The sequence below is a fragment of the Pseudomonas sp. 2995-3 genome, assembly GCF_002742565.1.
Lineage (GTDB): Bacteria > Pseudomonadota > Gammaproteobacteria > Pseudomonadales > Pseudomonadaceae > Aquipseudomonas > Aquipseudomonas edaphica.
Window position 1 is genome coordinate 647,370 of sequence record NZ_LJSB01000157.1, and the last position, 23,814, is coordinate 671,183.

31 protein-coding genes and 1 tRNA gene are annotated in these 23,814 nt (G+C 60.0%); 15 read left to right on the top strand and 17 right to left on the bottom strand.

Features of this window, described 5'->3' with window-relative positions:
- Positions 1-9 precede the first annotated feature (9 nt).
- Positions 10-792 (bottom strand): aldolase, encoded by a 783-nt coding sequence (locus AOA62_RS10605; protein ID WP_017137275.1) that lies wholly within the window; start codon positions 790-792, stop codon positions 10-12.
- A gap of 106 nt (positions 793-898) precedes the next feature.
- On the opposite strand from AOA62_RS10605, the gene AOA62_RS10610 reads away from it, so the two are divergent.
- Positions 899-1,426 carry a helix-turn-helix domain-containing protein gene (locus AOA62_RS10610; protein WP_058421756.1) on the top strand — a complete coding sequence of 176 codons (528 nt, stop codon included), beginning with the start codon at positions 899-901 and terminating at the stop codon, positions 1,424-1,426.
- A gap of 140 nt (positions 1,427-1,566) precedes the next feature.
- Here AOA62_RS10610 and AOA62_RS10615 read toward each other — a convergent pair whose 3' ends face one another.
- Positions 1,567-2,583 (bottom strand): DUF4917 family protein, encoded by a 1,017-nt coding sequence (locus AOA62_RS10615; RefSeq protein WP_099548612.1) that lies wholly within the window; start codon positions 2,581-2,583, stop codon positions 1,567-1,569.
- 123 nt (positions 2,584-2,706) lie between these two features.
- Between AOA62_RS10615 and yiaY the strand changes: the two genes are divergently transcribed.
- The 6 genes from yiaY (at position 2,707) to AOA62_RS10645 (ending at position 9,510) form a co-directional block, all read left to right on the top strand.
- A complete protein-coding gene (gene yiaY / locus AOA62_RS10620; protein ID WP_017137278.1) occupies positions 2,707-3,855 on the top strand; it encodes an L-threonine dehydrogenase in 1,149 nt (382 codons plus the stop codon).
- 92 nt (positions 3,856-3,947) lie between these two features.
- Positions 3,948-4,622 (top strand): NAD(P)H-binding protein, encoded by a 675-nt coding sequence (locus AOA62_RS10625; protein ID WP_099548613.1) that lies wholly within the window; start codon positions 3,948-3,950, stop codon positions 4,620-4,622.
- Positions 4,622-5,533, top strand: coding sequence for a LysR family transcriptional regulator (locus AOA62_RS10630; protein WP_099548614.1), 912 nt, complete (start codon positions 4,622-4,624; stop codon positions 5,531-5,533). Before AOA62_RS10625 ends, AOA62_RS10630 begins: the two co-directional genes overlap by 1 nt.
- Positions 5,534-5,987: 454 nt before the next feature.
- A complete protein-coding gene (locus AOA62_RS10635) occupies positions 5,988-7,181 on the top strand; it encodes a CaiB/BaiF CoA-transferase family protein (RefSeq protein WP_099548615.1) in 1,194 nt (397 codons plus the stop codon).
- The gene (locus tag AOA62_RS10640; protein ID WP_017137282.1) at positions 7,178-8,119 is read left to right on the top strand and encodes a hydroxymethylglutaryl-CoA lyase; all 942 of its coding nucleotides are present in this window, start codon (positions 7,178-7,180) and stop codon (positions 8,117-8,119) included. The genes AOA62_RS10635 and AOA62_RS10640 overlap by 4 nt, the downstream gene beginning before the upstream one ends.
- Before the next feature lie 59 nt (positions 8,120-8,178).
- The gene (locus AOA62_RS10645) at positions 8,179-9,510 is read left to right on the top strand and encodes an MFS transporter (protein WP_099548616.1); all 1,332 of its coding nucleotides are present in this window, start codon (positions 8,179-8,181) and stop codon (positions 9,508-9,510) included.
- On the opposite strand, the gene AOA62_RS10650 is transcribed toward AOA62_RS10645, so the two are convergent.
- Positions 9,511-9,999, bottom strand: coding sequence for a DMT family transporter (locus AOA62_RS10650; RefSeq protein ID WP_099548617.1), 489 nt, complete (start codon positions 9,997-9,999; stop codon positions 9,511-9,513).
- A 68-nt stretch (positions 10,000-10,067) separates the two neighbouring features.
- Between AOA62_RS10650 and AOA62_RS10655 the strand changes: the two genes are divergently transcribed.
- Positions 10,068-10,985, top strand: a complete 918-nt coding sequence (locus AOA62_RS10655; RefSeq protein WP_099548618.1) for a LysR family transcriptional regulator — start codon at positions 10,068-10,070, stop codon at positions 10,983-10,985.
- 7 nt (positions 10,986-10,992) lie between these two features.
- Here the strand turns inward: AOA62_RS10655 and AOA62_RS10660 are convergent, their stop codons facing one another.
- Together AOA62_RS10660 and AOA62_RS10665 are read right to left on the bottom strand one after the other, a co-directional pair.
- Positions 10,993-11,277, bottom strand: coding sequence for a type II toxin-antitoxin system RelE/ParE family toxin (locus tag AOA62_RS10660; RefSeq protein WP_017137286.1), 285 nt, complete (start codon positions 11,275-11,277; stop codon positions 10,993-10,995).
- Positions 11,267-11,506: a CopG family ribbon-helix-helix protein gene (locus AOA62_RS10665; RefSeq protein WP_017137287.1), complete on the bottom strand. Its 240-nt coding sequence runs from the start codon at positions 11,504-11,506 to the stop codon at positions 11,267-11,269. Before AOA62_RS10665 ends, AOA62_RS10660 begins: the two co-directional genes overlap by 11 nt.
- Positions 11,507-11,607: 101 nt before the next feature.
- Here AOA62_RS10665 and fos point away from each other — a divergent pair, with 101 nt between their 5' ends.
- The 3 genes from fos (at position 11,608) to AOA62_RS10680 (ending at position 13,361) form a co-directional block, all read left to right on the top strand.
- Positions 11,608-12,018 (top strand): fosfomycin resistance glutathione transferase, encoded by a 411-nt coding sequence (gene fos / locus AOA62_RS10670; protein WP_017137288.1) that lies wholly within the window; start codon positions 11,608-11,610, stop codon positions 12,016-12,018.
- Between the two features lie 54 nt (positions 12,019-12,072).
- Complete coding sequence (locus AOA62_RS10675) at positions 12,073-12,714, top strand: LysE family translocator (RefSeq protein WP_017137289.1); 642 nt, start codon at positions 12,073-12,075, stop codon at positions 12,712-12,714.
- A gap of 119 nt (positions 12,715-12,833) precedes the next feature.
- Positions 12,834-13,361 carry a DUF4142 domain-containing protein gene (locus AOA62_RS10680; RefSeq protein WP_017137290.1) on the top strand — a complete coding sequence of 176 codons (528 nt, stop codon included), beginning with the start codon at positions 12,834-12,836 and terminating at the stop codon, positions 13,359-13,361.
- 54 nt (positions 13,362-13,415) lie between these two features.
- Here AOA62_RS10680 and AOA62_RS10685 read toward each other — a convergent pair whose 3' ends face one another.
- Positions 13,416-13,841 (bottom strand): low affinity iron permease family protein, encoded by a 426-nt coding sequence (locus AOA62_RS10685; protein WP_017137291.1) that lies wholly within the window; start codon positions 13,839-13,841, stop codon positions 13,416-13,418.
- A gap of 181 nt (positions 13,842-14,022) precedes the next feature.
- Here AOA62_RS10685 and AOA62_RS10690 point away from each other — a divergent pair, with 181 nt between their 5' ends.
- Positions 14,023-14,805, top strand: a complete 783-nt coding sequence (locus tag AOA62_RS10690; RefSeq protein ID WP_099548619.1) for a GNAT family N-acetyltransferase — start codon at positions 14,023-14,025, stop codon at positions 14,803-14,805.
- Here the strand turns inward: AOA62_RS10690 and AOA62_RS10695 are convergent, their stop codons facing one another.
- From AOA62_RS10695 to AOA62_RS10715, 5 genes are all read right to left on the bottom strand, one after another.
- Positions 14,806-15,306, bottom strand: a complete 501-nt coding sequence (locus tag AOA62_RS10695; protein WP_017137293.1) for a methylated-DNA--[protein]-cysteine S-methyltransferase — start codon at positions 15,304-15,306, stop codon at positions 14,806-14,808.
- Between the two features lie 88 nt (positions 15,307-15,394).
- Positions 15,395-15,718: a hypothetical protein gene (locus tag AOA62_RS10700; protein ID WP_017137294.1), complete on the bottom strand. Its 324-nt coding sequence runs from the start codon at positions 15,716-15,718 to the stop codon at positions 15,395-15,397.
- 75 nt (positions 15,719-15,793) lie between these two features.
- Positions 15,794-16,204 carry a type II toxin-antitoxin system HicB family antitoxin gene (locus AOA62_RS10705; RefSeq protein ID WP_017137295.1) on the bottom strand — a complete coding sequence of 137 codons (411 nt, stop codon included), beginning with the start codon at positions 16,202-16,204 and terminating at the stop codon, positions 15,794-15,796.
- 22 nt (positions 16,205-16,226) lie between these two features.
- Positions 16,227-16,409 (bottom strand): type II toxin-antitoxin system HicA family toxin, encoded by a 183-nt coding sequence (locus tag AOA62_RS10710; protein ID WP_017736377.1) that lies wholly within the window; start codon positions 16,407-16,409, stop codon positions 16,227-16,229.
- A 167-nt stretch (positions 16,410-16,576) separates the two neighbouring features.
- A complete protein-coding gene (locus AOA62_RS10715; RefSeq protein WP_099548620.1) occupies positions 16,577-17,470 on the bottom strand; it encodes a LysR family transcriptional regulator in 894 nt (297 codons plus the stop codon).
- 95 nt (positions 17,471-17,565) lie between these two features.
- On the opposite strand from AOA62_RS10715, the gene AOA62_RS10720 reads away from it, so the two are divergent.
- Together AOA62_RS10720 and AOA62_RS10725 are read left to right on the top strand one after the other, a co-directional pair.
- A complete protein-coding gene (locus tag AOA62_RS10720) occupies positions 17,566-18,729 on the top strand; it encodes an MFS transporter (RefSeq protein WP_099548621.1) in 1,164 nt (387 codons plus the stop codon).
- Positions 18,726-19,925: an MFS transporter gene (locus AOA62_RS10725; RefSeq protein WP_099548622.1), complete on the top strand. Its 1,200-nt coding sequence runs from the start codon at positions 18,726-18,728 to the stop codon at positions 19,923-19,925. Before AOA62_RS10720 ends, AOA62_RS10725 begins: the two co-directional genes overlap by 4 nt.
- Here AOA62_RS10725 and AOA62_RS10730 read toward each other — a convergent pair.
- Together AOA62_RS10730 and AOA62_RS10735 are read right to left on the bottom strand one after the other, a co-directional pair.
- A complete protein-coding gene (locus AOA62_RS10730) occupies positions 19,910-20,218 on the bottom strand; it encodes an addiction module antidote protein (RefSeq protein WP_058419536.1) in 309 nt (102 codons plus the stop codon). The genes AOA62_RS10725 and AOA62_RS10730 overlap by 16 nt on opposite strands.
- Before the next feature lie 2 nt (positions 20,219-20,220).
- Positions 20,221-20,514, bottom strand: a complete 294-nt coding sequence (locus AOA62_RS10735) for a type II toxin-antitoxin system RelE/ParE family toxin (RefSeq protein WP_099548623.1) — start codon at positions 20,512-20,514, stop codon at positions 20,221-20,223.
- A 464-nt stretch (positions 20,515-20,978) separates the two neighbouring features.
- On the opposite strand from AOA62_RS10735, the gene AOA62_RS10740 reads away from it, so the two are divergent.
- Positions 20,979-21,218 (top strand): DUF6124 family protein, encoded by a 240-nt coding sequence (locus AOA62_RS10740; RefSeq protein ID WP_017137302.1) that lies wholly within the window; start codon positions 20,979-20,981, stop codon positions 21,216-21,218.
- 194 nt (positions 21,219-21,412) lie between these two features.
- Here the strand turns inward: AOA62_RS10740 and AOA62_RS10745 are convergent.
- From AOA62_RS10745 to AOA62_RS10760, 4 genes are all read right to left on the bottom strand, one after another.
- A tRNA-Gly gene (locus AOA62_RS10745) sits at positions 21,413-21,486 on the bottom strand.
- A 184-nt stretch (positions 21,487-21,670) separates the two neighbouring features.
- Complete coding sequence (locus AOA62_RS10750) at positions 21,671-22,555, bottom strand: alpha/beta fold hydrolase (RefSeq protein WP_099548624.1); 885 nt, start codon at positions 22,553-22,555, stop codon at positions 21,671-21,673.
- 304 nt (positions 22,556-22,859) lie between these two features.
- Positions 22,860-23,552 (bottom strand): 16S rRNA pseudouridine(516) synthase, encoded by a 693-nt coding sequence (locus AOA62_RS10755; protein ID WP_099548625.1) that lies wholly within the window; start codon positions 23,550-23,552, stop codon positions 22,860-22,862.
- Complete coding sequence (locus AOA62_RS10760; RefSeq protein WP_099548626.1) at positions 23,552-23,764, bottom strand: cysteine-rich CWC family protein; 213 nt, start codon at positions 23,762-23,764, stop codon at positions 23,552-23,554. Before AOA62_RS10760 ends, AOA62_RS10755 begins: the two co-directional genes overlap by 1 nt.
- Positions 23,765-23,814 lie beyond the last annotated feature (50 nt).

Below are 23,814 nucleotides of genomic sequence, written 5' to 3' on the forward strand. Positions count from 1 at the left end.
TAAGGGCAATCAGTTCAGGCAATCGGCGTGTTTGCGCAGGTTCTGCCGGGCGTAGTAGTTGAATGCGGCGCCATGGCGCTTGGGCTTGGAGATCCAGTCATGGGCCTCGCGACCCAGTTCCGGCAGGATCGGCTTGATAGTGCCCGCCGACATTGCCAGCAACTGCAACTTGGCCGCCCGTTCGATCAACTGCGCGATCACGCAGGCTTCCTCGATGCTTGCGCCGGTGGACAGCTGACCGTGGTGCGAGAGCAGGATTGCGCGCTTGTCGCCCAAAGCTGCTGTGATGATTTCGCCTTCTTCATTGCCCACCGGCACGCCCGGCCAGGCTTCCAGGAAGGCGCAATCTTCGTACAGCGGGCACAGGTCCATATGCGACACCTGCAGCGGCACTTCGAGCATCGACAGCGCGGCAATATGCGTGGGGTGCGTATGGATGATGCAGTTCACATCCGGCCGCCCACGGTAGACCCAGGTGTGAAAACGGTTGGCCGGGTTGGGAATGCCATGCCCCTCGAGTACTTCAAGGTCTTCGTTGACCAGCAACAGATTGCTGGCCGTGATTTCATCGAAACCCAGGCCCAGTTGCTGAGTGTAATAGGTGCCAGGCGTTGGTCCACGTGCGGTGATCTGCCCGGCCAGGCCGGAGTCGTGTCCGTGTTCGAACAGGATGCGGCACGTGAGCGCCAGCTTTTGCCGGTCGGTCCACGTATTATCCGCCAGGCTGTTTTGCATCTGGATCAGTGCTTGCTTGACCAGTTGGTCTTTGGGAAGTGCTAATGTCTTGGCCATATCGGTGTCCTTTGGGTTAGAACAAATGACACTAAAGATGCTATATGACACTTTGTGTCATTGGCAAGCGTGATTCTGCCTTTTCTGCAGGGATTAACCGCAGCACATGTCTATCCGTTTGAAACTATTAAGAAAAAAACTTGGCGTAACCCTGGAGTCCCTGGCCGAAAAGTCCGGGATGACCAAGAGTTATCTGTCCAAGGTCGAGCGTGGGCTCAACACACCGTCGATTGCTGCCGCGCTGAAACTGGCCAAGGCGTTGAACGTGAAGGTCGAAGAACTGTTCAGCGAAGACAACGTCAGCCTCGACAGCTACAGCCTGGTGCGCAGCCACGAACGTCCCGACACCGCGCCGGGTTATGCCGTGCTGGCTCATCAGGTCAGCGAGCGCAGCCTGCTGCCGTTCATCATCTACCCGCCGGCAGAATTCACCGACAAGACCTTCAAGGAGCATCTGGGCGAGGAGTTTTTGTTTGTGCACGAAGGCCAGGTGGAAGTGGATTTCATGAACGAACGGGTGATTCTGGAACGGGGCGACGCGCTGCACTTCAATGCACAGAAACCTCACCGAATTCGCTCGGTGGGGCAGGTGCAGGCGCAGTTGCTGGTGGTGGTGCACAGCAGCGACGAGTGACTGTGTTCCCAGGCTGGAACACAGTCACTGTGGGAGCTGGCTTGCCTGCGATAGCGGTGGGCCAGTCAGTACTGTCTTAACTGACACACCGCTATCGCAGGCAAGCCAGCTCCCACAGTTGATCTTCGTTGTTCAGTAGATCAGCGTTCGACGGGTACTGAGAGTGCGGCATTACCCAACGGATGCGTACGCGCCGCAAAGAACTTCAGCTCCACGCCACTGCCGTCAAACAACTGCGAATACCGGCGCTTCTGCTGGCGGATAAACCCGTCACTGCGCCCCGACACCGAGATTGCCAGTGTCGTCAGTCTGGCCTGGCGGATCGCGTCCACCAAGTGGCTGTCCTGAGCCCCCAAGTCATGGCCGAAGATGCACAACGCGCCTTCATGACTCAGCAACTGCTCGTAGCAGAACGACAAGTAATCCGAACTGCGAATGGTCTTGAGCTTCTCCTCCACCTTGCCCTCGCTGACAAACAACGGCACATCGTCCAACGTCTTGATCGTGTTGTTTATTGCAAAGCTGCTGAGCAAGGTGCTCTCGGTGGTCGGCAATTTGCGCGCGGTGCCGTCGAGGTTGCGCACCAGGTGCAGGCCGCCGTGCAGGTAGAGGATGCGCGTGGCGTCGGTGCGGGTGTTGCGCAGGTCGAAGCTGGCGTCGGCGCTGCGGAACAGGTCGTCGATGCCCGGCGTGTGCAAAATCGCCCAGTAGTTGAGCAAATCGTAATTGCTGGTGAACACCGTCGCGTAGCGCTTCAGTTCAGTGTTGATCGTCGCCAGTGTCGACGGCTGCACCAGGCGCCACGGAATGTGTACGGCGTGGATGGTGTTGATCAGCGCTTCCTTGATCGCGTAATAACGATTGCGCGGTGCCGCCGAGCTGACCGCCAGCGCCTTGTTGACCCGGCTGGTGGTCTTCAAGGCGCCCAGCGCTTGCTCGAAACTGCGGGTTTGCAGGGCGTCGAACACGCTGAGTTCGGATGGGCTCAGGGGCTTTTCTTCGACGGTGCGGGCGTTTTCGAACAGCGAGTCGTAGGCAAAGTCTTCCCAAATCGCACGGCTGGCGCCATTGCCGATCAGAATCCCATTGAAGTCGATGGCGCTGCGCAGTGCGCTCCAGTCTTCAAGGTGGGCGTCAATATCCTGGAAATCCTTCATTGCGGCGGGTCTACTCGAAATCGGCTGGGTGGTGACTTTATCATGAGCGGGCGTTGATCCTGATCAAGATGCGCCACGCGTTAGCGGTTGATTCTGTCGGCATACCGCCTCTGAGGATTGACCATGAGCAGCACCTTTTTTATTCCCGCCGTCAACATCATGGGCACCGACTGCCTCGACGAAGCCATGACGGCCATCCGCAACTACGGTTTTCGCAAGGCGCTGATCGTCACCGACGCCGGGCTGGCCAAGGCCGGCGTGGCCAGCATGATCGCCGAAAAGCTGGCGATGCAGGACATTGACTCGGTGATCTACGACGGCGCCAAGCCTAACCCCAATGTGGAGAACGTCGAGAAAGGCCTGGCGATGCTGGAGGCCACCGCCTGTGATTTTGTGGTGTCCCTGGGCGGCGGTTCGCCCCATGACTGCGCCAAGGGCATCGCGTTGTGCGCCACCAACGGCGGGCACATCGGCGACTATGAAGGTGTCGATCAGTCGAGCAAGCCGCAGTTACCGCTGGTGGCGATCAACACCACCGCCGGCACGGCCAGCGAGATGACCCGTTTTTGCATCATCACCGATGAAACCCGCCATGTGAAAATGGCCATCGTCGACCGCAATGTCACGCCGCTGCTGTCGGTCAACGACCCGACGCTGATGGTCGGCATGCCCAAGGGGCTGACGGCGGCCACTGGCATGGATGCGCTGACCCATGCGATCGAAGCCTATGTGTCGACGGCCGCCACGCCAATCACCGATGCCTGTGCGATCAAGGCCATGGAGCTGATCAGCGCCAACCTGCGTCTGGCGGTACGTGATGGCAGCGACAAAGCCGCGCGGGAAAACATGGCGTATGCGCAGTTCCTCGCCGGGATGGCCTTCAACAATGCCTCGCTGGGGTTTGTGCACGCCATGGCCCACCAACTCGGCGGCCTCTACGACCTGCCCCACGGCGTGTGCAACGCGGTGTTGCTGCCCCATGTGCAAAGCTTCAACGCCAGCGTGTGCGCCAAACGCTTGAGCGACGTGGCGCGCGCCTTGGGCGCCGATATCAAGGGTATTACTCCGGAAGAGGGCGCCCAGGCGGCCATCGTCGCTATTCGCGCCTTGGCCCATGACGTTGAGATCCCGGCCGGTTTGCGCGAATTGGGCGCCAAGTTGCAGGACATTCCGCTGCTGGCCACCAATGCGTTGAAGGATGCCTGCGGTCTGACCAACCCGCGCCGGGCGGATCAGCGACAAATTGAGGAGATATTTCGCAGCGCGTTCTAAAGGCGGCAGCTGCACGCCGCAAGCGTTAAGCTACAAGTTGAACGGTATTTAACTTGAGCATGAAGCTTGCGGCTTGCCGCTGAGGTCACCTGATGAGAGTTCTATTATTCGGCGCCACCGGCATGGTCGGCCAAGGCGTGCTGCGCGAGTGCCTGCTGGCCGCTGACGTGCAGGAAGTGGTCGCCGTGGGCCGCACGCCGCTGACCCAGGAACACGGCAAGCTGCACCAGGTGTTGCACAGCGACATGCTGGACTTCCAGCCGCTGGAAAACCTGCTGCAAGGCTTTGATGCATGCTTCTTCTGCCTCGGCGTGTCGTCGGCGGGCATGAATGAAGCCAAGTACACCCACCTCACCTATGACCTCACCCTGGTCGCCGCCAGCACCTTGGCGCGGCTCAATCCGCAGATGACCTTTATCTATGTGTCCGGCGCCGGCACCAACAGCTCCGAGGCGGGCAAGTCGATGTGGGCGCGGGTCAAGGGCAAGACCGAAAACGCCTTGCTGCGCTTGCCGTTCAAGGCGGTGTACCTGTTTCGGCCCGGGGTGATTCAGCCGTTGTATGGCGTGCGCTCGAAAACGCCGCTGTATCAATTGTTCTATACCGTGCTCGGGCCGCTGTTGTCGTTTTTTCGTCGGGTCAAACCGAGCTGGGTGGTGAGCACCGAGACCGTCGGCCTGGCGATGTTGGCGGCGGCGCGTCATGGCGCGCCGCAAGCCGTGGTGGAGCAGGCCGAGATCAATCGCCTGGCCAGCGAGCCGCGCTGATGCTGCACAAAAGCCTGGTGCGTCGCCTTGACCTGATCACTCTGCAACTGTTCGTTGCAGTGTTTGAAGAAGGCACGCTGACCCGCGCTGCGGCCCGTGAAGCCATCGCCGTATCGGCGGCCAGCAAGCGCCTGATGGAGCTGGAGCAGGTATTGGGCGTGAGCCTGTTCGTGCGCCGTGCCAAGGGCATGGACCTGACTGCGGCGGGCGAAACATTGCTGCACCATGCGCGGCAGATGCTGTTCAACGTCGAGAAAATGGGCCTTGAACTGGGCGAACACAGCCACGGTGTGCGCGGTTATGTGCGCATGCTGGCGAATCTGTCGGCGATCATTCAGTTCCTTCCGGAAGACCTGCGCGACTTTTCCCAACGGCACCCCGAGGTCAAGACTGATCTGGAAGAGCGCCCCAGCAACGGCGTGGTCCAGGGCGTGCTGGACGGGGTGGCAGACCTGGGCATCTGCTCCAGCGACACTGATACCAAAGGCTTGCCCAGTGTGCTGTATCGCCATGACAAGCTGGTGGTGTTGATGCCGGCGGAGCATCCCTTGGCCGCACGCCAAACCCTGGCCTTCGAGGAAACCCTGGGCAGCGATTACGTGGGCCTGCACGCCGCCAGTTCGATCAACATGCGTACCCATGCCGCTGCGCGTGAGGCCGGCAAGATGCTGCGCCTGCGTATCCATGTGCCGGGGTTTGATGCGATGTGCCGGATGGTCCAGGCGAATATGGGCATCGGTATTTTGCCGCAAAAAGCCTATGAGCTGTTTGGTCGCGCGCTGGGGTTGCATGCGGTGCCGCTGACCGACACGTGGTCGGATCGCAGCTTGATTGTGGTGGTGCGTGATGAAGCGCAGTTGTCGCCGGTGAGCCGGTTGTTGTTTGACTACCTGCGCACGCCACTGAAGTGAGGAAACCCTGTGGGCCTCATCGCGGCATAGGTATCTACACAACCGGTTAACACGAAGTCTGTGGCTGGTGGGCTGTTGTGGCGAGCAGGCTTGTCCTGCGTTGGGCTGCGAAGCTGCCCCAGTACAGGCACGGCAATTTTGCTGAAAGTACTCAGCGTCTGTTTTTGGGGCTGCTTCGCAGCCCAACGCAGGACAAGCCTGCTCGCCACAGGAGAAATAGGCTGCTTTTAAAAGTTGTGTAGATACCTATGCTCATCGCGGGCAAGCCCGGCTCCCACAAGGGGCCGCATTCCTCCTGTGGGAGCCGGGCTTGCCCGCGATAGCGATCTGACTGACGCCGGCACCCAATAGCCGTTCGCATTTCGCGAACGCTCCTTGCCAACTGACGGTTGGATTTATCTTCCCTCTGTCCTCTAGCCTTGGCTGCATATTCCAAGAACAAGAGGACCATCCCATGACAGCGCCGTTGAGCGGTATCAAGGTGATTGAAATCGGCACGCTGATTGCCGCGCCGTTCGCCGCGCGGATGCTGGCCGAGTTTGGCGCCGAGGTGATCAAGATCGAAGCCATGGGCCAGGGCGACCCGCTTCGTAAATGGCGAAAGCTGCACGAAGGCACATCGCTGTGGTGGTACCTGCAATCGCGTAACAAAAAGTCGCTCGCCCTGGACCTCAAGTCCCCGGAAGGCCTGGGGTTGATCAAGCAATTGCTGGGCGACGCCGACGTGCTGATCGAAAACCTGCGCCCCGGCGGCCTGGAGAAACTTGGCCTGGGTTGGGACGTGCTGCATGCGCTGAACCCCAAGCTGACTCTGGTGCGTATCTCCGGCTACGGCCAGACCGGGCCTTACCGCGATCGCCCAGGGTTTGGTGCGATCGGTGAGGCCATGGGCGGCATTCGCTACACCACCGGCAACCCCGACTCTCCGCCGGCGCGGGTTGGCGTCAGCCTGGGTGACTCTCTCGCCTCGTTGCACGCGGTGATCGGCGCGCTGATGTCGCTGCTGCGGGTCAAGACCGGGCAGGGCGAGGGGCAGGTTGTCGATGTGTCACTGGCCGAAAGTGTGTTCAACCTGATGGAAAGCCTGGTGCCCGAATACGACATGCTCGGCCATGTGCGTGAGCGCAGCGGCGGCGCCTTGCCGGGTATTGCGCCGTCCAACACCTACCTGACTGCCGACGGCGCCTATGTGGTGATCGCCGGCAACAGTGACCCGATCTACAAGCGCCTGATGCACACCATCGGCCGTGCCGACCTGGCTGAAGCGCCGGAGTTTGCCCACAACGACGGCCGCGCCACCAAAAGTGGCCTGCTCGATGCGGCCATTACCCACTGGACCAGCAGCCTGCCTATCGACCAGGTGCTCAGCGCGCTCGAAGCCGCCGAGGTGCCGGCCGGGCGCATTTACTCGGTGGCCGATATCGTCAGCGACCCGCACTACCTGGCGCGTGACATGCTGCTCAATGCCCAATTGCCCGGCGGCGTGTCGGTGAAGATGCCCGGCATTGTGCCCAAACTTTCTGAAACCCCCGGTGGTGTGAACTGGCAAGGCCCGACCCTGGGCCAGCACACCGATGACATCCTTGGCAGCCTGGGCCTTACCGGCGCCGATATCCAGCGCTTGAAAACCGCGGGAGTGGTGCAATGATCACTGATTATTCTGACGCGCTGATCGTGCAGGAAGTGTCCCCGCGCGATGGCTTGCAAATCGAACCGACGTGGGTTGAAACCGCCGACAAGATCACGCTGATCAACGCGCTGGCGCAGGCCGGTTTTTCGCGAATCGAGGCGGGCTCGTTCGTGTCGCCCAAGGCCATTCCCGCGTTGCGTGATGGCGAGCAGGTGTTCCAGGGCATTGAGCGCCGGGCCGGTGTGATTTATGTGGCGCTGATCCCCAACCTCAAGGGCGCCCAGCGCGCCATCGAGTCGCGCGCCGATGAGCTGAACCTGGTGATGTCCGCCAGCCAGACCCACAACCTGGCGAATATGCGCATGCGTTGCGAGGCATCGTTGGCGGCGTTTGGCGATATCGTCAGCTTTGCCGCCGACCACCCGGTGCGGCTCAACGGCAGCATTGCCACCACCTTTGGCTGCCCGTTCGAAGGCAAGATCGATGAAGACCGCGTGCTGCAAATAGTCGACGCCTATCGCGAGTTGGGCATTCAGGGCATCACGTTGGCCGACACCACCGGCATGGCCAATCCGCGACAGGTCGAACGTTTGGTCAAGCGCGTGCTGCAACAGGTGCCGGCCAGCGATCTGACCCTGCATTTTCACAATACCCGTGGCCTGGGTTTGTGCAATGTGCTGGCCGCTTACGAGGCTGGAGCCCGCCGGTTTGATGCGGCATTGGGTGGCCTCGGCGGTTGCCCGTTTGCACCGGGCGCGTCAGGCAATATCTGCACCGAAGATTTGGTCAACCTCTGCGAAGAGGTCGGCATTCACACCGGCATCGACCTGCCGCACCTGTTGCAAATGTCCCGTCGCTTGCCGGCCTTGCTTGGGCATGAACTGCCCGGCCAAGTCGCCAAGGCCGGGCGCAATGGCGACCTGCACCCGCCACCGGCTTACATCGCCACGCTGTAACGCGCTACCAGACAACAAAAACAATCGGGCGCCTGTGAGCAGCCCGCTGGAGAGAAACCATGAGCACTAATACGTTAGAGGCCGGCGTGCGCCCGGCCGCTGAAATCGATGCCGAAAAAGCCCTGGTCAGTAAGGTCGCCTGGCGCCTGATGCCGCTGATCATGGTGTGCTACCTGTTCGCGTTTTTTGACCGCATCAACATCAGCTTCGCCAAGTTCCAGCTGCAAACCGACCTGAGCCTGAGCGACACCGCCTATGGCCTGGGCGCCGGCTTGTTTGTGGTGGGTTATGTGCTGTTCGAAGTGCCGAGCAACATGATGCTCTACAAGGTCGGTGCCCGCCGCTGGATCGCGCGCATCATGATGTCGTGGGGCCTGGCCACGGCGGCCATGGTGTTTGTCACCGCCGAATGGCAGTTCTATGGCCTGCGCTTCATCATCGGCGCAATGGAGGCGGGGTTTGCGCCTGGCGTGCTGTATTACCTGACGCTGTGGTTCCCGCAGCACTTTCGTGGGCGCATCACCTCGATGCTGTTCCTGGCCTCGGCTTTCGCCGGTTTAGTCGGCGCGCCATTTTCCGGCCTGGTGCTGGAACACCTCGACGGCGTACTGCAAATGCGCGGCTGGCACTGGCTGTTCCTGCTCGGCGGCTTGCCCTGCATCGGCCTGGGTTTTCTGGTGCTGACCTTGCTCAAGGACCGCATTGAAGACGCGCATTGGCTGACGCCTGCCGAGAAAACCCTGCTGTCGAGTCGCATCGCCAAGCATGAGCCGAACGCGCACGGTGGCTCGTTGCTCTCGGCGATCCGCATTCCAGGGTTTTTGATGCTTGGGTTTATCTACTTTCTGATCCAGGTGGCGTCTTACGGCCTCAACTTCTGGGCGCCACAGTTGATCCGCAGTGCCGGCACCCAGAGCCCGGTGATGATCGGCCTGCTCACCGCCATTCCCTATGTGTGCGGGGCGATCAGCATGGTGGTGATCGGGCGACTGTCGGACGCCACCGGTGAGCGCCGCAAGTTTGTCTGCGGCCTGGTGGTACTGGGCGCCATTGGCTTCTTCTGCGCCGGGATCTTTGCCGACCACACCACCTTCCTGATCATCGCCCTGGGCCTGTTGGGCGCGGGCATCATTGCCTCGATCCCCACCTTCTGGACGCTGCCGCCCAAATTGCTGGCTGGCGCCGGTGCGGGTGCGGCCGGTGGCATTGCGGTGATCAACACCCTCGGGCAGTTCGGCGGTATTGTCAGCCCGGTGATGGTGGGGCGCATCAAGGACCTCACCGGCAGCACCACGCCGGCGCTGTATGTGATCGGCGTGTGTGCGCTGTTGGCGGCGGCGCTGCTGCTGTGGGGCTTGCCACAAAAACTGCGCACGCTCGACAGGGGCTGATCAGCCTGCCGTGGCAAGGGCGCGGGCCGGTGTGGCGCTGAACTGAATCAACACCACCCCGCCAATCAACAACAACGCCCCCAGCACGCGGGGCGTTGTCAGTTGGCGTTCCATCAGGCCGAACAGGCCAAAGTGATCGAGCAGCAGCGAAGCGAGAATCTGCCCGGCCATGGCCAGCGCAATAAACCCTGACGCGCCGAGCTTGGGCAGCAACATCAGCGCCAGCGAAATAAAGCACACGCCAAACGCGCCTCCGGCCCATATCCACAGCGGCGCCTTGGTGATAAAGGCCAGGCTCGGCAAGGGCAGGCGCAGCGCGATGATGACCGGCAGCAACACAATATTGCTCACCAGCAGTGACGCCAGCGTGGCCCACAACGGGTGCCCCAGCCCGCGCCCGAGGCTTGCGTTGATCGCACTCTGAAACGGCACCACCGCGCCGGCGATCACCGCCAGTGCCAACAGACCTACCCAATGCAACGTCGTCATCTCAGTTCTCCCAGAGGTTTTGCTGGACTCTAGGCTATTCGTCGCGCAAATTTAAATTCCAAGTTCTTATGCTGAGCATGCAGATGATGAATGACCTGCGTCGCATCGACCTCAACCTGCTGGTGATCCTCGACGCCTTGCTCAGCGAGCAACACGTCACCCGCGCCGGCGAGCGCCTGCACCTGAGCCAGCCGGCGGTCAGCCATGCGCTGGCGCGCTTGCGTGATCTGCTTGGTGACCCATTGCTGGTGCGCCAGGGCGGTGCCTTGGTGCCGACCGCCCGCGCCCTGGAGCTGGCCGCGCCACTGGCCGAAGCCCTGGCCCAAGTGCAGGCGCTGCTGGCGCCCAACCGGTTTGATCCAGCATCGGCCAAGCGCCGGTTTCGTGTGGCGATGTCGGACTACAGCGCGGCGATTTTCCTGCCGGGGCTGGTCCGCACCTTGCGCCGTGAAGCGCCTGGCATCGACCTGCAAATCGTCCAGGCCAGCCGCGAAGGCATGGTCGACGGCGTGCTCAATGGTGACCTCGACCTGGCCGCCGGGGTGTTCCCCGACATGCCCGCCGAACTGCGCACCACGCCGTTATTCGAAGAGCATTACACCTGCCTGATTGACCGCGAAAGCCTGCCGAAAAACGGCGTGCTCGATCTGCCCGCTTACCTGTCGCGTCCGCATGTGTTGCTGGAAATGCGCGGCAGTGGCACCCCGGAGATCGAACGGGCGTTGACGGCAATTCGTGAGCGCCGGCATGTGGCGATCAGCCTGCCGCACTGGGGCGTGGCACCGCAGTTGATCCAGGGCACAGACCTGATTTTGACGGTGTCATCCAGAGGCTTGCTCAACATCGATCAGCAGCACCTGCTGGCTGTGCCGCCGCCGTTTCATATCCCTTCGTTTGCGTTTGAGTTGGCGTGGCATGCGCGGCGGGGCGGGGATTCGGGGTTGCAGTGGTTGATTGGGCAGGTGCAGGGTGTATTGTCCGTCTGAACCGTGGCTACCAGGAAGCGGGTGGCTGGCGGCGTGTATGAAAAATTCGCATCACCTGTAACCGGCCATCTCGAATACGGTAGGGAACGATATAGGGCCATCGGGGCACTACCCATTCGCGCGTGCCGGGCACTCTGCCTTCTTTGCCCATTGCCGGAAATTCAGCGACATGTTCAAGCCCGGTCAAGATCGCCTGCACGAACTCATGGGCAGCTTTCGGGTTTTCTTCGGCAATGTAGGCCGCTTCATCGTCAAGATTCCTGAGGGCAGCCCTCAGCCAATCAACCTGCATTGTTACGCCATTTATCGGCGACTGCTTTTACTTCGGCCGCTGTCGCAAAGTCGCCCGCATCAGCTTCTTTCAATGCTTTTTGAATTTCCTCTATTTGCCAGGCCTCACGCGTCAGGTATTCGCGTAATGCATCTACGGCTAGAAAGGATTTGCTGCGCCCTGTCGCCTTGGCGAGACTGGCAAGCGTGTCGGCGACGTCTTCCGGTATGCGTAGAGACATAACAGACATAAGAGCCTCGATGTAGTGATGTGTAGTGCAACATACTACATCGTCATCGCAAAAACGGTTTGCCCCGTTCGTCACTGGGTGAATAGATAAAAGGACATTCCATGCTCTGCGGCCTTAACCACCTGACCCTTGCCGTCACCGACCTGAACCGCAGCATCGGCTTCTACCATCAATTGTTGCAACTTCGGCTCGATGCGACCTGGGACGGCGGCGCCTATTTGTCCCTACCCGGTTTATGGCTGTGCTTGTCCCTCGACCCATTGCGCTCGCCAGAGCCTGCGGCTGAATACACGCACTACGCGTTTACCGCCGATACCGGTGATTTTGCGGCGCTGGTGGCGCGCCTGCGCGCTGCGCAGGTGCGGGAATGGCGCGACAACCGCAGTGAAGGCGCGTCGTTCTACTTTCTCGACCCCGATGGCCACAAGCTCGAAGCCCACGTCGGCGATCTGGCCTCACGTTTGCAGGCCTGTCGCGCCAAGCCTTATGCAGGAATGAAGTTTTACCCGTAGCGGCGGAACGTGCAGAATCGATCCACCTCATCACCGTCTATCAGAGTCGCGCCCATGACCCTATCCCTGCTGTTCGCCGTGCTTGCTTCGGGTTTTATCTATGGCATTACGCCCGGTCCGGGCGTGCTCGCCGTATTCGGTATCGGCGCTGCCCGTGGTCGCCGTGCCGGGGCGGGTTTTTTGTGTGGGCATTTGCTGGGTGACGTGGTGTGGTGCAGCACGGCGCTGATTGCCATCGTGGGCGCGCGGGAAGTGGGCAGCACAGCCTTTGATGCACTGGGCGTGCTCAGCGGTTTATACCTGTTCTGGCTCGGCTGGCGTGCGATCCGTACCCAGCGGCGCAGCAGCGATGCACCTCAGGGCGCGGCGCGGCACCCGTTCTGGCACGGCATTGTGTTCGGTCTCACCAACCCCAAGGCTTACCCGGTGGCCGTGGCGACCTTCACCGCGTTGTTGTCCAGCCGTGCCGAGTTGCTGACGTGGGCGATGCTGCCGTCGTTGATCTTCCTGAGCTTTATCGGTGGCCTGCTGGCCTATGCCATTCTGATCGGCGTGGTCGGCGCCCAACGTGTGCGCACCGTGTATCAGCGCCATGAAATCCTTATCACCAAACTCTGTGGCGTGATGTTTATCGGCTTCGCCATCAATGCCCTGGCGCATGCGTTGCCGGGCCTGTTTGGCAGCAAACCGGCCTGATATAGCGACGACCGTTCGTCGCACTGGCGAGTTTTTTCTAAACCTTTGCCGCCCTGAAAATTCGAATTCAGGGCGGGGCGTCTGTTCCCGCACCTATTTTTGACCTGGAGGAACCCATCATGAGCCGCATGGCTATCCGGTTACGCACCGCCAGTTTCGCGATGCTGCTGGGCCTCGGCGCCAGCAATGCTTTCGCCCAGTCGCCTGCTGAATTCATCGAGCAGGCTTCGGCCAAAGGGATGGCTGATATCGAAACCAGTCGCATGGCCCACGCCAGAACCTCGTCCCAGGAAATCAAGGACTACACCATCGAGGTGATCAACGAACGCACCCAGGCTAACCAGCACCTGGCAGCCATCGCCAAGAAACTCGACTTGCCGGTGGCCCCGCGCGAGAAGATCGTCGATAAAGCCGAAACCTTGATGCCCGAACTCAAGGACGGCGACTCCTTCGACGCGGCCTACACCGCGCAACAGGTCAAGGAAAACGAAGACGCCATTGCCCTGTTCAAACAGGAAGGTGCGGCGTCGGATGTGCCGGAAATCAAAGCGCTGGTGGATGAAACGCTGCCCAAGTTGGAGGAGCGCCTGCAAAAGGCCCGTGCCTTGGCGTCGACCTATGGCAAAGGTCATCAAGGCGACGGTTGAGTCCGTCACTTGAGATAGAAAACGGCGGTTGGATTTTCTCCAGCCGCCGTTTTTTTATGCCTGGTTCAGATCGGTTTTGTTGGTCACCGCATCGTCGACTACTTCGCCGCAACTGCTGTTGAGGCTGACATTGCCTGCGGCGCCGATGCTGCGGTATTCGCTGCGCAGTTTTTCCAGTTCCTTACGGTCCAGGCCATCGAGGCTCAGCACGGCGTTTTGCGCATCCTTGGAGACGCGCAGCAACTCGTCGATCTTGATATGCAGGATGTCGTTGTCGCGGTTTTGCGTGTTCTGGATCAGGAACACCATCAGGAAGGTGATGATCGTGGTCGAGGTGTTGATGATCAGTTGCCAGGTGTCGTTGTAGTGGAAATATGGCCCGCTGAGGCTCCACAGGAAAATCAGTGCGACAGCCACGTAGAACGTGCGGGCACTGCCTGCCCAGCGGGACAGAGATTGGGAGACTGCAGAGAATTTCATGACCGTTTTTCCTTGACCGGAGGGTGATGAAATTATGGACCGCAGGCCCGCTTCGAAATTTCTTTTTACATTTTAGGGTTAGAACAATGTCGTGCTTTTTCCTCCGGCTATCTTAGGAATTGGCCTACTGCGCCTTTGAATGGCGGGAGCAAGACTGGTTTTTTTATCCGGATGTTCTCCCATGCACGCTAACGCCGCCTGCGATTTGCCCACGCTCTACGGTAAAACCGAAGAGCATTTTTTTGCCGCGGTGTGCCCAACGCATCGTCGATACAGCGGCGGCATCAATGCTTACTTCACGGATGAGTATTTCAGCCCGTTCAATTTGTTGTTTATCCGGGTTGGCAGCACTTTGCTGGATAACGCTTTGGCCGCACCGCTGGAGCTTATCCGGCGTACCACGCAGGCAATACGCGTGGTGATCCATGAGGAACAGGTCGAAGCGTTGGGTGAGGTGTTTTTGGCACACGGCTTTAAGCCGGTCGAAAAGACCACCGCGATGGTGGGTGACCTGGCGTGCCTGGCGCCATGGGTGGGCGAGAGCGGTGTGCAGGTCCAGCTCACGCGGAACATGAACGATTGGGCTGAGCCCTTTGGCAGTGCGTTCATGAGGCTGCCCGAGGAGGTTGCGCGTTATCAGGTCCGCCACCAGCGGGCCCTGGACGCGGGTGAGGCGCTTTATCACTTCACCTTGTCCGATGAGGGGCAGGTAAGGTCTTCGCTGGTGCTGTCCCTGTGTGATGGCGAGGCCCGGCTTAGCGATATCGGCACACTCATGGGCTTGCGTGGCAGAGGGTACGCCACTCGATTGATCCATGCCGCTCTGCTGCACGCGTCGAGCCTCGGGGCCCTGCGATGCTTTCTAGAAGCCTCGCAGGGTGCCTTCGCGCTGTACCGGCAACTAGGTTTCGAACCTTTGTACGAGTGCCAGGCCTTTACCCGTGACGCCCTTGCAGGCGCGTAATCAGAGGGCCAGCTTTGCCTGGCCGCGATCCTCAAGCGCCAGCAAATACTGCTTGGCCTCAAGCCCACCGGCAAACCCGGTCAGCCCGCCCGAAGCACCGATCACCCGGTGGCAGGGCGCGACGATCGAGATGGGGTTGCGGCCATTGGCTGCGCCTACCGCGCGCACGGCCTTGGGGTTGCCGATCTGCTGGGCAATCTGGCTGTAGCTGCGGGTTTCGCCGAAGGGGATGGTCAGCAGTGCCTGCCAGACTTGTTTTTGGAAATCGGTGCCGTCGAAGTCCAACGCCAGATCGAACTGATTGCGGGTGCCGGTAAAGTATTCCCGTAGCTGGCGCTCGGCTTCCAATAACACCGGGCTGTCGTCGGCTAGATGCAACTCGCCCAGACGCACGCGATTGGCGCGTTCTTTTTCCCACAGGATGGCGCTGAGTTTGCCGTTGCGCGCCACCAGGGTGAGCTGGCCGACGGGGGAAGGCATGAGCTTGTATTGGTAGGGCATGAGCGGGCTCCTTGAAGATGTAGGGGGCCACTATCCACCTTGTGGGCGGTTGGGAAACCCAGTTTCTTGCGGTCAAATTCTACTGGGACTAAATGCTCCAGTGAATCCAGTTACCGGAACCATAGGCCCAAGCGACGAAATAGATGAACCAGACGATCGAGGGCGTCGACAGTGCTACCCATGAACCGAGGTTAAGTAGCGCAAGTGCGGTTGCGCAGAGTGTGATGCCTCGGCTGGCGTTCTGCCTTGAATACCAGACGCCATAGATGGATCCCGCCAGAGCCGCTATCGACGCCAGGCTCCTCAGGCCGAAAGGGATTGGCGTCAGCGGTAACAGCAGTGGAATGATCAATACCAGCCCCACCACCTTTCTAACGACTTGGCTCTCAGTTTTTTGTACAGGCACGCGCATTGGCTCTGCTCATGGGTAAGATATGTGCGCATTTTTAACGAAGGTCGTCTTCGTCGCTTTAGGAATTTACTTAAGTCAATGTTCCTGCTGCAGAACCTTTAGTGCTGCCGATGCCAGAAAGCCGGAACGGCTTTTTTCTTCAGGATGATGCAACACGTATTCATCAATTCGATTCAGCAGGTAACCCGGCAGGGTGATATTGAGCTTCTGCGCTTTGCCCAGATATTTAGTGACATCAATATCAACCACGGCCCAAATGCAGCCGGCATATTCCGGGTTGGCCGCGTGCAGGGTGACTTTTTGAGCGGTGGGAATCGGCGCGCCATCCTCTGCAAGGATTTCAAAGTGCCCTTCGATCGCTTCGCGGGCCATGGCCATGGCGTCGTCCAGGTCGTCGCCGGCGGAGTAGCAGCCAGGAATATCCGGCACTTCCACACCCCAGGCGTGGTCCTCGTCACCGGTTGAAATTGCGATGGGGTAAAGCATGTCTATTGCTCTCCAGGGGCGCTCAGCTCAGCAGCGCCTGTTTCAAAATACTCTTGGCGGTCTTGTCCAACAGGTCTTTCTTTGGATGAGGAATCGTCACCAGCCCCGGTTTGGTCGGGTGTTTGAAGTGGTGGTGACTGCCTCGGGTGCGTACCAGGTACCAGCCATCCGCAACAATGTGACCTATCAAATATCGGCTATCCACAGCACCTCCTTGTGGTGTGTGTTGGTGGTGACTATAACCACTGAAAATAAATTATCAACACTCTACCTACCGACGGCTGACGACCGGCGTTTCGGTAAGTGCTGAATGAAGTGTATGAGCCTTTGAAAACGGCGTCTTAGAGAGGTATTGCGGGGATTTTCGAAGTGTTACTCGTTGTTTAAGACATGGGCGAGAACGGCGAGAAATGCGTCAGCCAACAGGCTTTTTCTGGCCGCAGGCGTCAGCACCAACAGCTGCGCACAGGCATCCACCTCGACCATGGGCTTATAGGTGACACCCTTGTTCATCAAGCTCTGCGTGCATTCGGGCACCAATGCCACGCCTTGCCCGGCGGCCACCAACGCAATGATCGAAGTGATCTGCCGCCCGGTCGGCCCCGCACGCAGGGGCACGCCGTGGTGTCGGTACAACTGCTCGATCGACTGGTTCAACCCCGACCCGTAATCGGGCGGAAACAGAATCAGCGGGTAAGCACTGAGCTGCGCCAGGCTCACCTGCGTTTGGCCGGCTAACGGACTTTCACTGGAAACCGCCGCCCACAAGCGCTCCTCACCCAGCGACAGCGCTCGCACGGCCTGGCTTTGCGGCAGCAGACGACTCAGGCCGACATCCAGGCGCCCATCTGCCACCTGTGCGCCCAGGCTGCCGGAAGCGCACTCCACCAAGGTCAACTGCACATCGGGAAAACCCTGGGCGAAGGCCTGGATCGCCTGGCTGAACAGGTCCGACAGCGCGATCGAACTGACGTAACCCAAGGTCAGTTGCCCGGCGGTCCCGGCGGCCAATTTACCGGCGATTACCTGTGCCAGCTCCACCTGTTCCAACACGCTACGCGCATAGGGCAAGAACGAACGGCCCTGGGCGGTGAGGGAAACCGTGCGGCTGGTGCGATCAAACAACTTGAAGCCCAACTCCGTTTCCAGCGCCGAGATCTGCCGGGTCAACGGCGGCTGGGCCAGGTGCAGGCGAAGGGCTGCGCGACCGAAGTGCAGTTCTTCGGCGACCGTCAGAAAGTAACGCAGCTTGCGTAGGTCGAGCATCCTGATCCCTGGGTATTGATCGGTTCGAATTCGGTATTGGTTTAAGACCCGCTGGCCATTCTATAAAGACCTCACAAAATAAAACGAGAGGTTTCATGAAACCGCGCCTGCATTGTGCCCGTCTTGCCCTGTTCCTGTGTGGCTGCGCGGCGTTTCTAAACCTGTATGCCACCCAGAGCATCCTGACCACGTTCGCCGAGCAGTTTCATATCAGCGCCAGGGCGGCGGGCTGGAGTATCACGGTCACCACCCTGGCGGTGGCAGTGACCGCGCCATTTGTCGGCCGGCTGACCGGGCGTTTCCAGCAGCGTACGGTCATCGCTGTGACCGCGCTGTTACTGGCCGTGCCCGCGCTGATGACCGCCTACGCCGGCAGCTTTGTCGAAGTGTTGGTGTGGCGCTTTGTGGAAGGCATGTTGATCCCGGTGGTGTTTGCCACCAGCGTGGCTTACATCGGCGACCGCTGGCACGGCGTCACGGTGACCGAAGTCACCAGCCTCTATGTGGCGGGCACCGTACTGGGCGGGTTCGCCGGGCGCTTCGTCACCGGCGTGATGACCGAATATGTCGGCTGGCGCGAGGCCTTTGAATTGTTGGCCGTATTGAGTCTGATGGTCGGTGGGTTCATTCAGTTTTTGCTGCCCGATAACCCGCCGCGAGTCGCACCGGTCAAGGCTGCTTCGTCAGGCGTTTTTCGCAAGCCATTGGTAGCTGCCTACGCCGTAGGGTTTTGTGTGTTGTTCTCCCAGGTTGCGGCATTTACCTACGCGGGACTCTACCTTGGCCTACCGCCTTTCAACCTCGGGCCTGCGGCCTTGGGCACGCTGTACATGGTGTTTCTGCTGGCCTTGATCGTGATCCCTATCGCCGGCCGCCTCAGCAAAGCGCGGCCCCACGCCGAGCTGCTGGCTGTGGCTGCCGTGCTGGGTATCAGTGGCTCGGCACTGACCCTGGCGCCGTCGCTGGGGTGCATCGTGGCGGGCCTGGCGCTCAGTTCGACCGGTGTCTTTCTCGCCCAGGCCGCCGCCAACGCGTTCATCAGTGCCACCGCGCAGGCCAACAAGGCAGGCGCCGTGGGAGTTTACCTCACCTGTTATTACCTGGGCGGCAGTTGTGGTGCCATCGTCCCCGCCTTGATGTGGGAGCGCTGGGGCTGGGCTGGGTGTGTAGCGCTGATTATCGGCTTTCAACTGCTGACGTTGCTGATCGCCCTGACGGGCTGGAAGCCCCTTAAACCTGAGTTGATCCAAGCATCATGACCGACACCAGCGCTGTGCCTGCCCGCGAAACCTCAAACCGCCGCCGCTCGCTGATCGCCGGGTGCGGCGCCCATGCCGTACACGATGGCCTCACGGATGTGATCTACGTGTTGCTGCCGATCTGGCAGGCACAGTTCGCTCTTTCCTACGCGCAGATCGGGCTGTTGCGCGGTGCCTATTCCGGGATGATGGCCGTGTTTCAGCTGATGGCCAGCCGCGCCGCCCGACGATGGGGGCGCATGCCGATGCTGGTGGGCGGCACGGCGCTTGCTGGCGTCGCTTATTTGTTGGTGGGGCAGGCCACTGGGCTGATCATGCTGCTATTGGCGTTGCTGTTAGGCGGTTTGGGCGCCAGCACCCAACACCCATTAGCCTCTTCGATGATTACTGATGCTTATGAGGACGGCGGCGGGGTCAAGCAAGCCTTGTCCCAATACAACTTTTCCGGCGATATCGGCAAAACCCTGATCCCGGGGTTGGTCGGCTTGCTGCTCACCGTCATCAGTTGGCGCGCCAGTGCCACACTGTTGGGCTTGCTCGGCGTGGCGGCGGCGGGGTTGTTGTGGTGGTTAGTGCCTGGGCAAATGTCCGAAACCGCTTCTGTAAAAAAAGCCAAACCCCTCAGCGGAACCGGTTCCATTACCGGCCTGCGCGCCCTGATGCTTACCGGCACGCTCGACAGCGCCGTGCGCATGGGCTTTCTCACCTTCCTGCCGTTTCTGCTGCAAGCCAAAGGCGCGGGAACTGCCGGCATCGGCCTGGCGTTGACGCTGCTGTTTATCGGTGGCGCGTTCGGCAAATTGCTCTGCGGCTACCTCGGTGCCCGCATCGGCATGATGAAAACCGTATGGCTGACGGAAACCAGCACGGCGCTGCTGATCATTACCGCCGTGTACCTGCCGCTGCATGGACTGATGGTGATGCTGCCACTGCTAGGGTTGGTGCTCAATGGCACCTCCTCAGTGCTGTACGGCGCCGTGCCGGACCTGGCAGCGGCGGGAAAACGCGAGCAGGCGTTTGCTGTGTTCTACACCGGTACGATCGGCGGCGGCGCGCTGGCGCCGTTTCTGTTTGGTGGTGTGGGCGATGCACTGGGCGTGCCGGTGGCGGTGATGGTATTGGCGGGCATGTTGTTGGTGACGTTGCCCTTGGCGTGGGTGGTGCAGCGGGGGTGTGTGCCTCAGGCAATCGAGTGATTGCAGGAGTGTCCAGGCCGAGCCAACAGATCAATGCCAAGTGAGTGCAGCACCTTCAGAACCGTTTCAAAACGCGGTTTTGCGCCCGGGGCAAATGCCTTGTACAAGCTCTCGCGCCCTACGCCCGCATCCGTGGCGATCTTTGTCATGCCACGGGCTTTGGCTACGTAGCCTACGGCGCGAAGGAACTCTTCGTTGTCACCGTCTGCCAGCACCTGAGAAAGGTATTCGCTGATGGCCTCATCACTGTCGAGCAGCTCGGCCATATCAAATGTCGTCAGTGTTTGAGTCATGATCAAACCTCCTTTGCTAATTTTTTTGCTCGCCGGATATCGGCTTCTTGTGAGGACTTGTCGCCACCTGCCAGCAAGATGACGACCTCCCTGCCGCGCAAGGTGAAATAAACGCGATAACCCGCACCCACGTCTATCCGCATCTCTGAAATACCGCCGCCCAGCATCTTGAAATCCCCCAGATTGCCCACACTGGCTCGCTCGATACGTCGAGCAATGGTGATTTTTGCTCGCAGATCGCGAATTGCCGAGCACCATTGAGTGAAGGCTTGGGTTTGCTGGATCGAATAACGCACGGGGCCTCACAGAATCTCACTGTATCTACTTGGATACGGGTTGGCAAGAGACACGTCAGTGTCGAAGGCTGGGGAGAGTGATGCGAGGGCGTGCCGGTTTCAAACGTTCTTCAGGGTTTTCCTATTGCCAGAATTTACAGTCTGAAAGAGAACGGTACAGCGGTCCCGAATGTTGCGTTATTGCCTACACAACACTCAGAATCGTCTGAGTTGTACGCCTTGGACGAGCGCTTTAAGGTTCGTTTGCCGCTGCCCATCAGCGGTCGGGTTTAGTAGCCCGATTTGATCAACGGCGTATGGCTGTCCTATCAGTCAGGCATCTCGATGTCTGTCCTCAATGGTGGCTGTACGCAGGGCACTTTCGGGTGCGCCGGTTTCGTTGATCCGCCGGTCTACTAACCTGCATACAGCCGCCACCCATTGTTTAGTAGCTCTGGAAGGTGGTCCTTACCGAGGATCAACAGATGTGTACTGACTCCTGCAACCCAACCGCGACCCTGTTCAGCGTTCGCCCTGAAGCCAACACCGAAGCCTTGCTCGCCAACGCCTACGAAACCATTGCTGGCGCGGGTGCCATGACCAACGAGTTCGCCGAAAGCCTGCCTTCTCAACATCGATACCTGGCCTTGGCCATTCAGCAAATGATCGAACTGGGGCTGATGCTGGTAGAAGCGGCGCAAGACCGCGTGGACCGCGCCGCGTAGGTTTTTCACGCCCTGCAACAGGCTTGCCTTCCCAGGCCGCACATACCAAGGGGAAGGGGAGCCAGATACCCTGCATCGGAACCGGTCGCTCACGCATGAAGCCAAATTTAGAACATAAAAAAACCGGCCACCAAGGGCCGGTTTTTTGGTGCATCTCCCGCCAGAACCAACCTGACGCAAGACCAAAATCTGAGTGGAGCGGGTAGAGGGAATCGAACCCTCAACTAAAGCTTGGGAAGCTTTCGTTTTGCCACTAAACTATACCCGCTCAAAGCGGCTGACTTTGTACCAGATGTTCGCCGGGATTTGAAGTTTTTCTTCGAAAAATGTGTAAGTTGGGTTCATCAAGCTTGTGTGGGAGCTGGCTTGCCTGCGATTGCATCACCTGAGTGTGACTGGCACACCGCGGCGCCTGCATCGCGGGCAAGCCCGGCTCCCACATAAGCCGCCTTTCAGATAGCAAACGCATGCTGCGTCTGGCCCTGGTGATAACGCAACCGACTCACCTGGCGTTCTGGTTTCAAAAAGCCCACCACCGCATCCCGGCTGTCCCTGCAGGCCGCCTTGTGCTCCATGTCCAGAAAATGCCCGGTCGCCTGGATGGTGCTGAAGCTGCTGTTGGCCACGTGCTGGCCAAACAGCTTGGCATCCTCGGCGCTGGTGTATTCATCCCATTCGCCATTCAAAAACAGCACCGGAATGTCGATCTGCCTGGCGGCTTTTAGGTAGCACAGCCGGTCGCTGTTGAGCACGTGGCTGATGTGGAAGTGCATCTGCCCGTATTCATGCTCGGCCAGGCCGCTCACGTGCTTGTAGTTGAAGCGCTTGAACAGTGACGGCAGGTGTTTGCCGATGGTGCTGTTGACCAGGTGGCCGACGCCGTGGCGGTCGAGGTTGCCGAGGTAGTCGACACCGCGTTCGAGGTAGTCGCGCATGGGGGGGTTGATCACCGGCGAGAACGAGCTGATCACGGCCTTTTCCACCCGGCGCGGGCGGTGGGCCAGGGCGACCAGGGCAGCGGCGCCGCCCCAGGAGAACGACAGCACGTGTTCGGCGCCGAAGTGTTCGATGAGTTCCAGCAGGATCTGGCCTTCGACTTCCTTGGTCAGCATGTGCTCATGACGGTTATGGATTTTGGAGCGGCCAGCGTAGGGCTGGTCGTACAAAACCACATTGAATTGCGGGTACAGGCTTTTCACGGTTTGAGCGAAGGATGCCGTGGTGGCCATGGAGCCGTTGACCAGGATGATGGTCTTTGCAGCAACGTCCGCGCGATAGAACTCCGTGTAAACCCGATACTGACCCTGTATATCCAACACAGCGATTTCTGGCCTCATGTCGTAAGACTCCTGGCAAGCGGGTAGGGCGCGCAGATCACTCTGCACGAGCTTTATGACAGGTAGGCATACGCCTGGAAGATGAGGCCCATGTCGGTCCGATAACGGCTGGCCGACGGGTGTTGTTATGGCGGGCTGTTTGCCTGGAACGCCCATAGATCAAGCGCGGGCGGGGCAAGGTGTTTCTTGGAGGTTATGGGGCGACTCGCCAGTCATAATTTGGCTGACGTCTTGATTCAAGCAGCACAGGCGCCAGCTCGCAAGGCGCCAAGCTGGTTTTTTGCCATCACCGGCTGAACGGTCGTCAGACCTGTCGGATTTCTTCGTCGGTCAGTTCCCGATATTCGCCCGGCGCAAGGGTGGCATCCAGCACCAAAGGCCCCATACGCTCACGGTGCAGGCAGATCACCTTGTTATCAAAGTGCCCGAACATGCGCTTCACCTGGTGATAACGGCCTTCGATGATGCTCAGGCGTGCGGTCCTTGGGCCGAGTAGCTCAAGCTCGGCGGGTTGAGTGGTGAGATCTTCAAAGGCGAAATACAGGCCCGCGGCAAAGGTCGCTGCATACTCAGGACCAATGTCCTGCTCGGTATGCACGAGGTAAACCTTGGGCAGTTTGGTCTGGGGTTGGGTCAGGCGCCGCGACCATTGGCCGTCGTTGGTGATCAGCATCAGCCCGGTGGTGTTGAAATCCAGGCGACCGGCGATGTGCAGCTCGTGCTTGTCCGGTTCAACCAGCCAATCAAGCACGGTGGGGTGCACCGGGTCGGCGGTAGCGCTCACGCAACCTTGGGGTTTGTGCAGCATGAAATAACGCGCCGGTTTGCCGGCTTGCAGTACCTCATCATCGACACAGACGCGGCTGAATGCTCGCACTTCATGGTGTGGGTCGCTGACGGCCATGCCATCAACTGTCACCCGTCGCTCAACCAGCAGCACACGCACTTGTTGGCGATTGAAACGCGGCAGGTTGCTGAGGAAACGATCAACGCGCATTACGGCTGTTCAGCCCCATGCAACTGCGCATCCACCTGCGCACAGCGTGGGCACAGGCAGGCCTTATTGCGCAGTTCATCGGGCAGCGCTTCGAGTACCGCCGGGTCGATGGTGACGCTGTAGCACCAACAGGCTTGGTCGGCGGTGCGTGGGTCGGCCAGGGTGCAGTCGTTGCGGGCACCGCAGGCAGGGCAAAGGGTGGGTGTGGTCATGTCGGTTCGGGCTGTATCGCGCAGTTCCCTGCACGATACAGCGCCGCCCC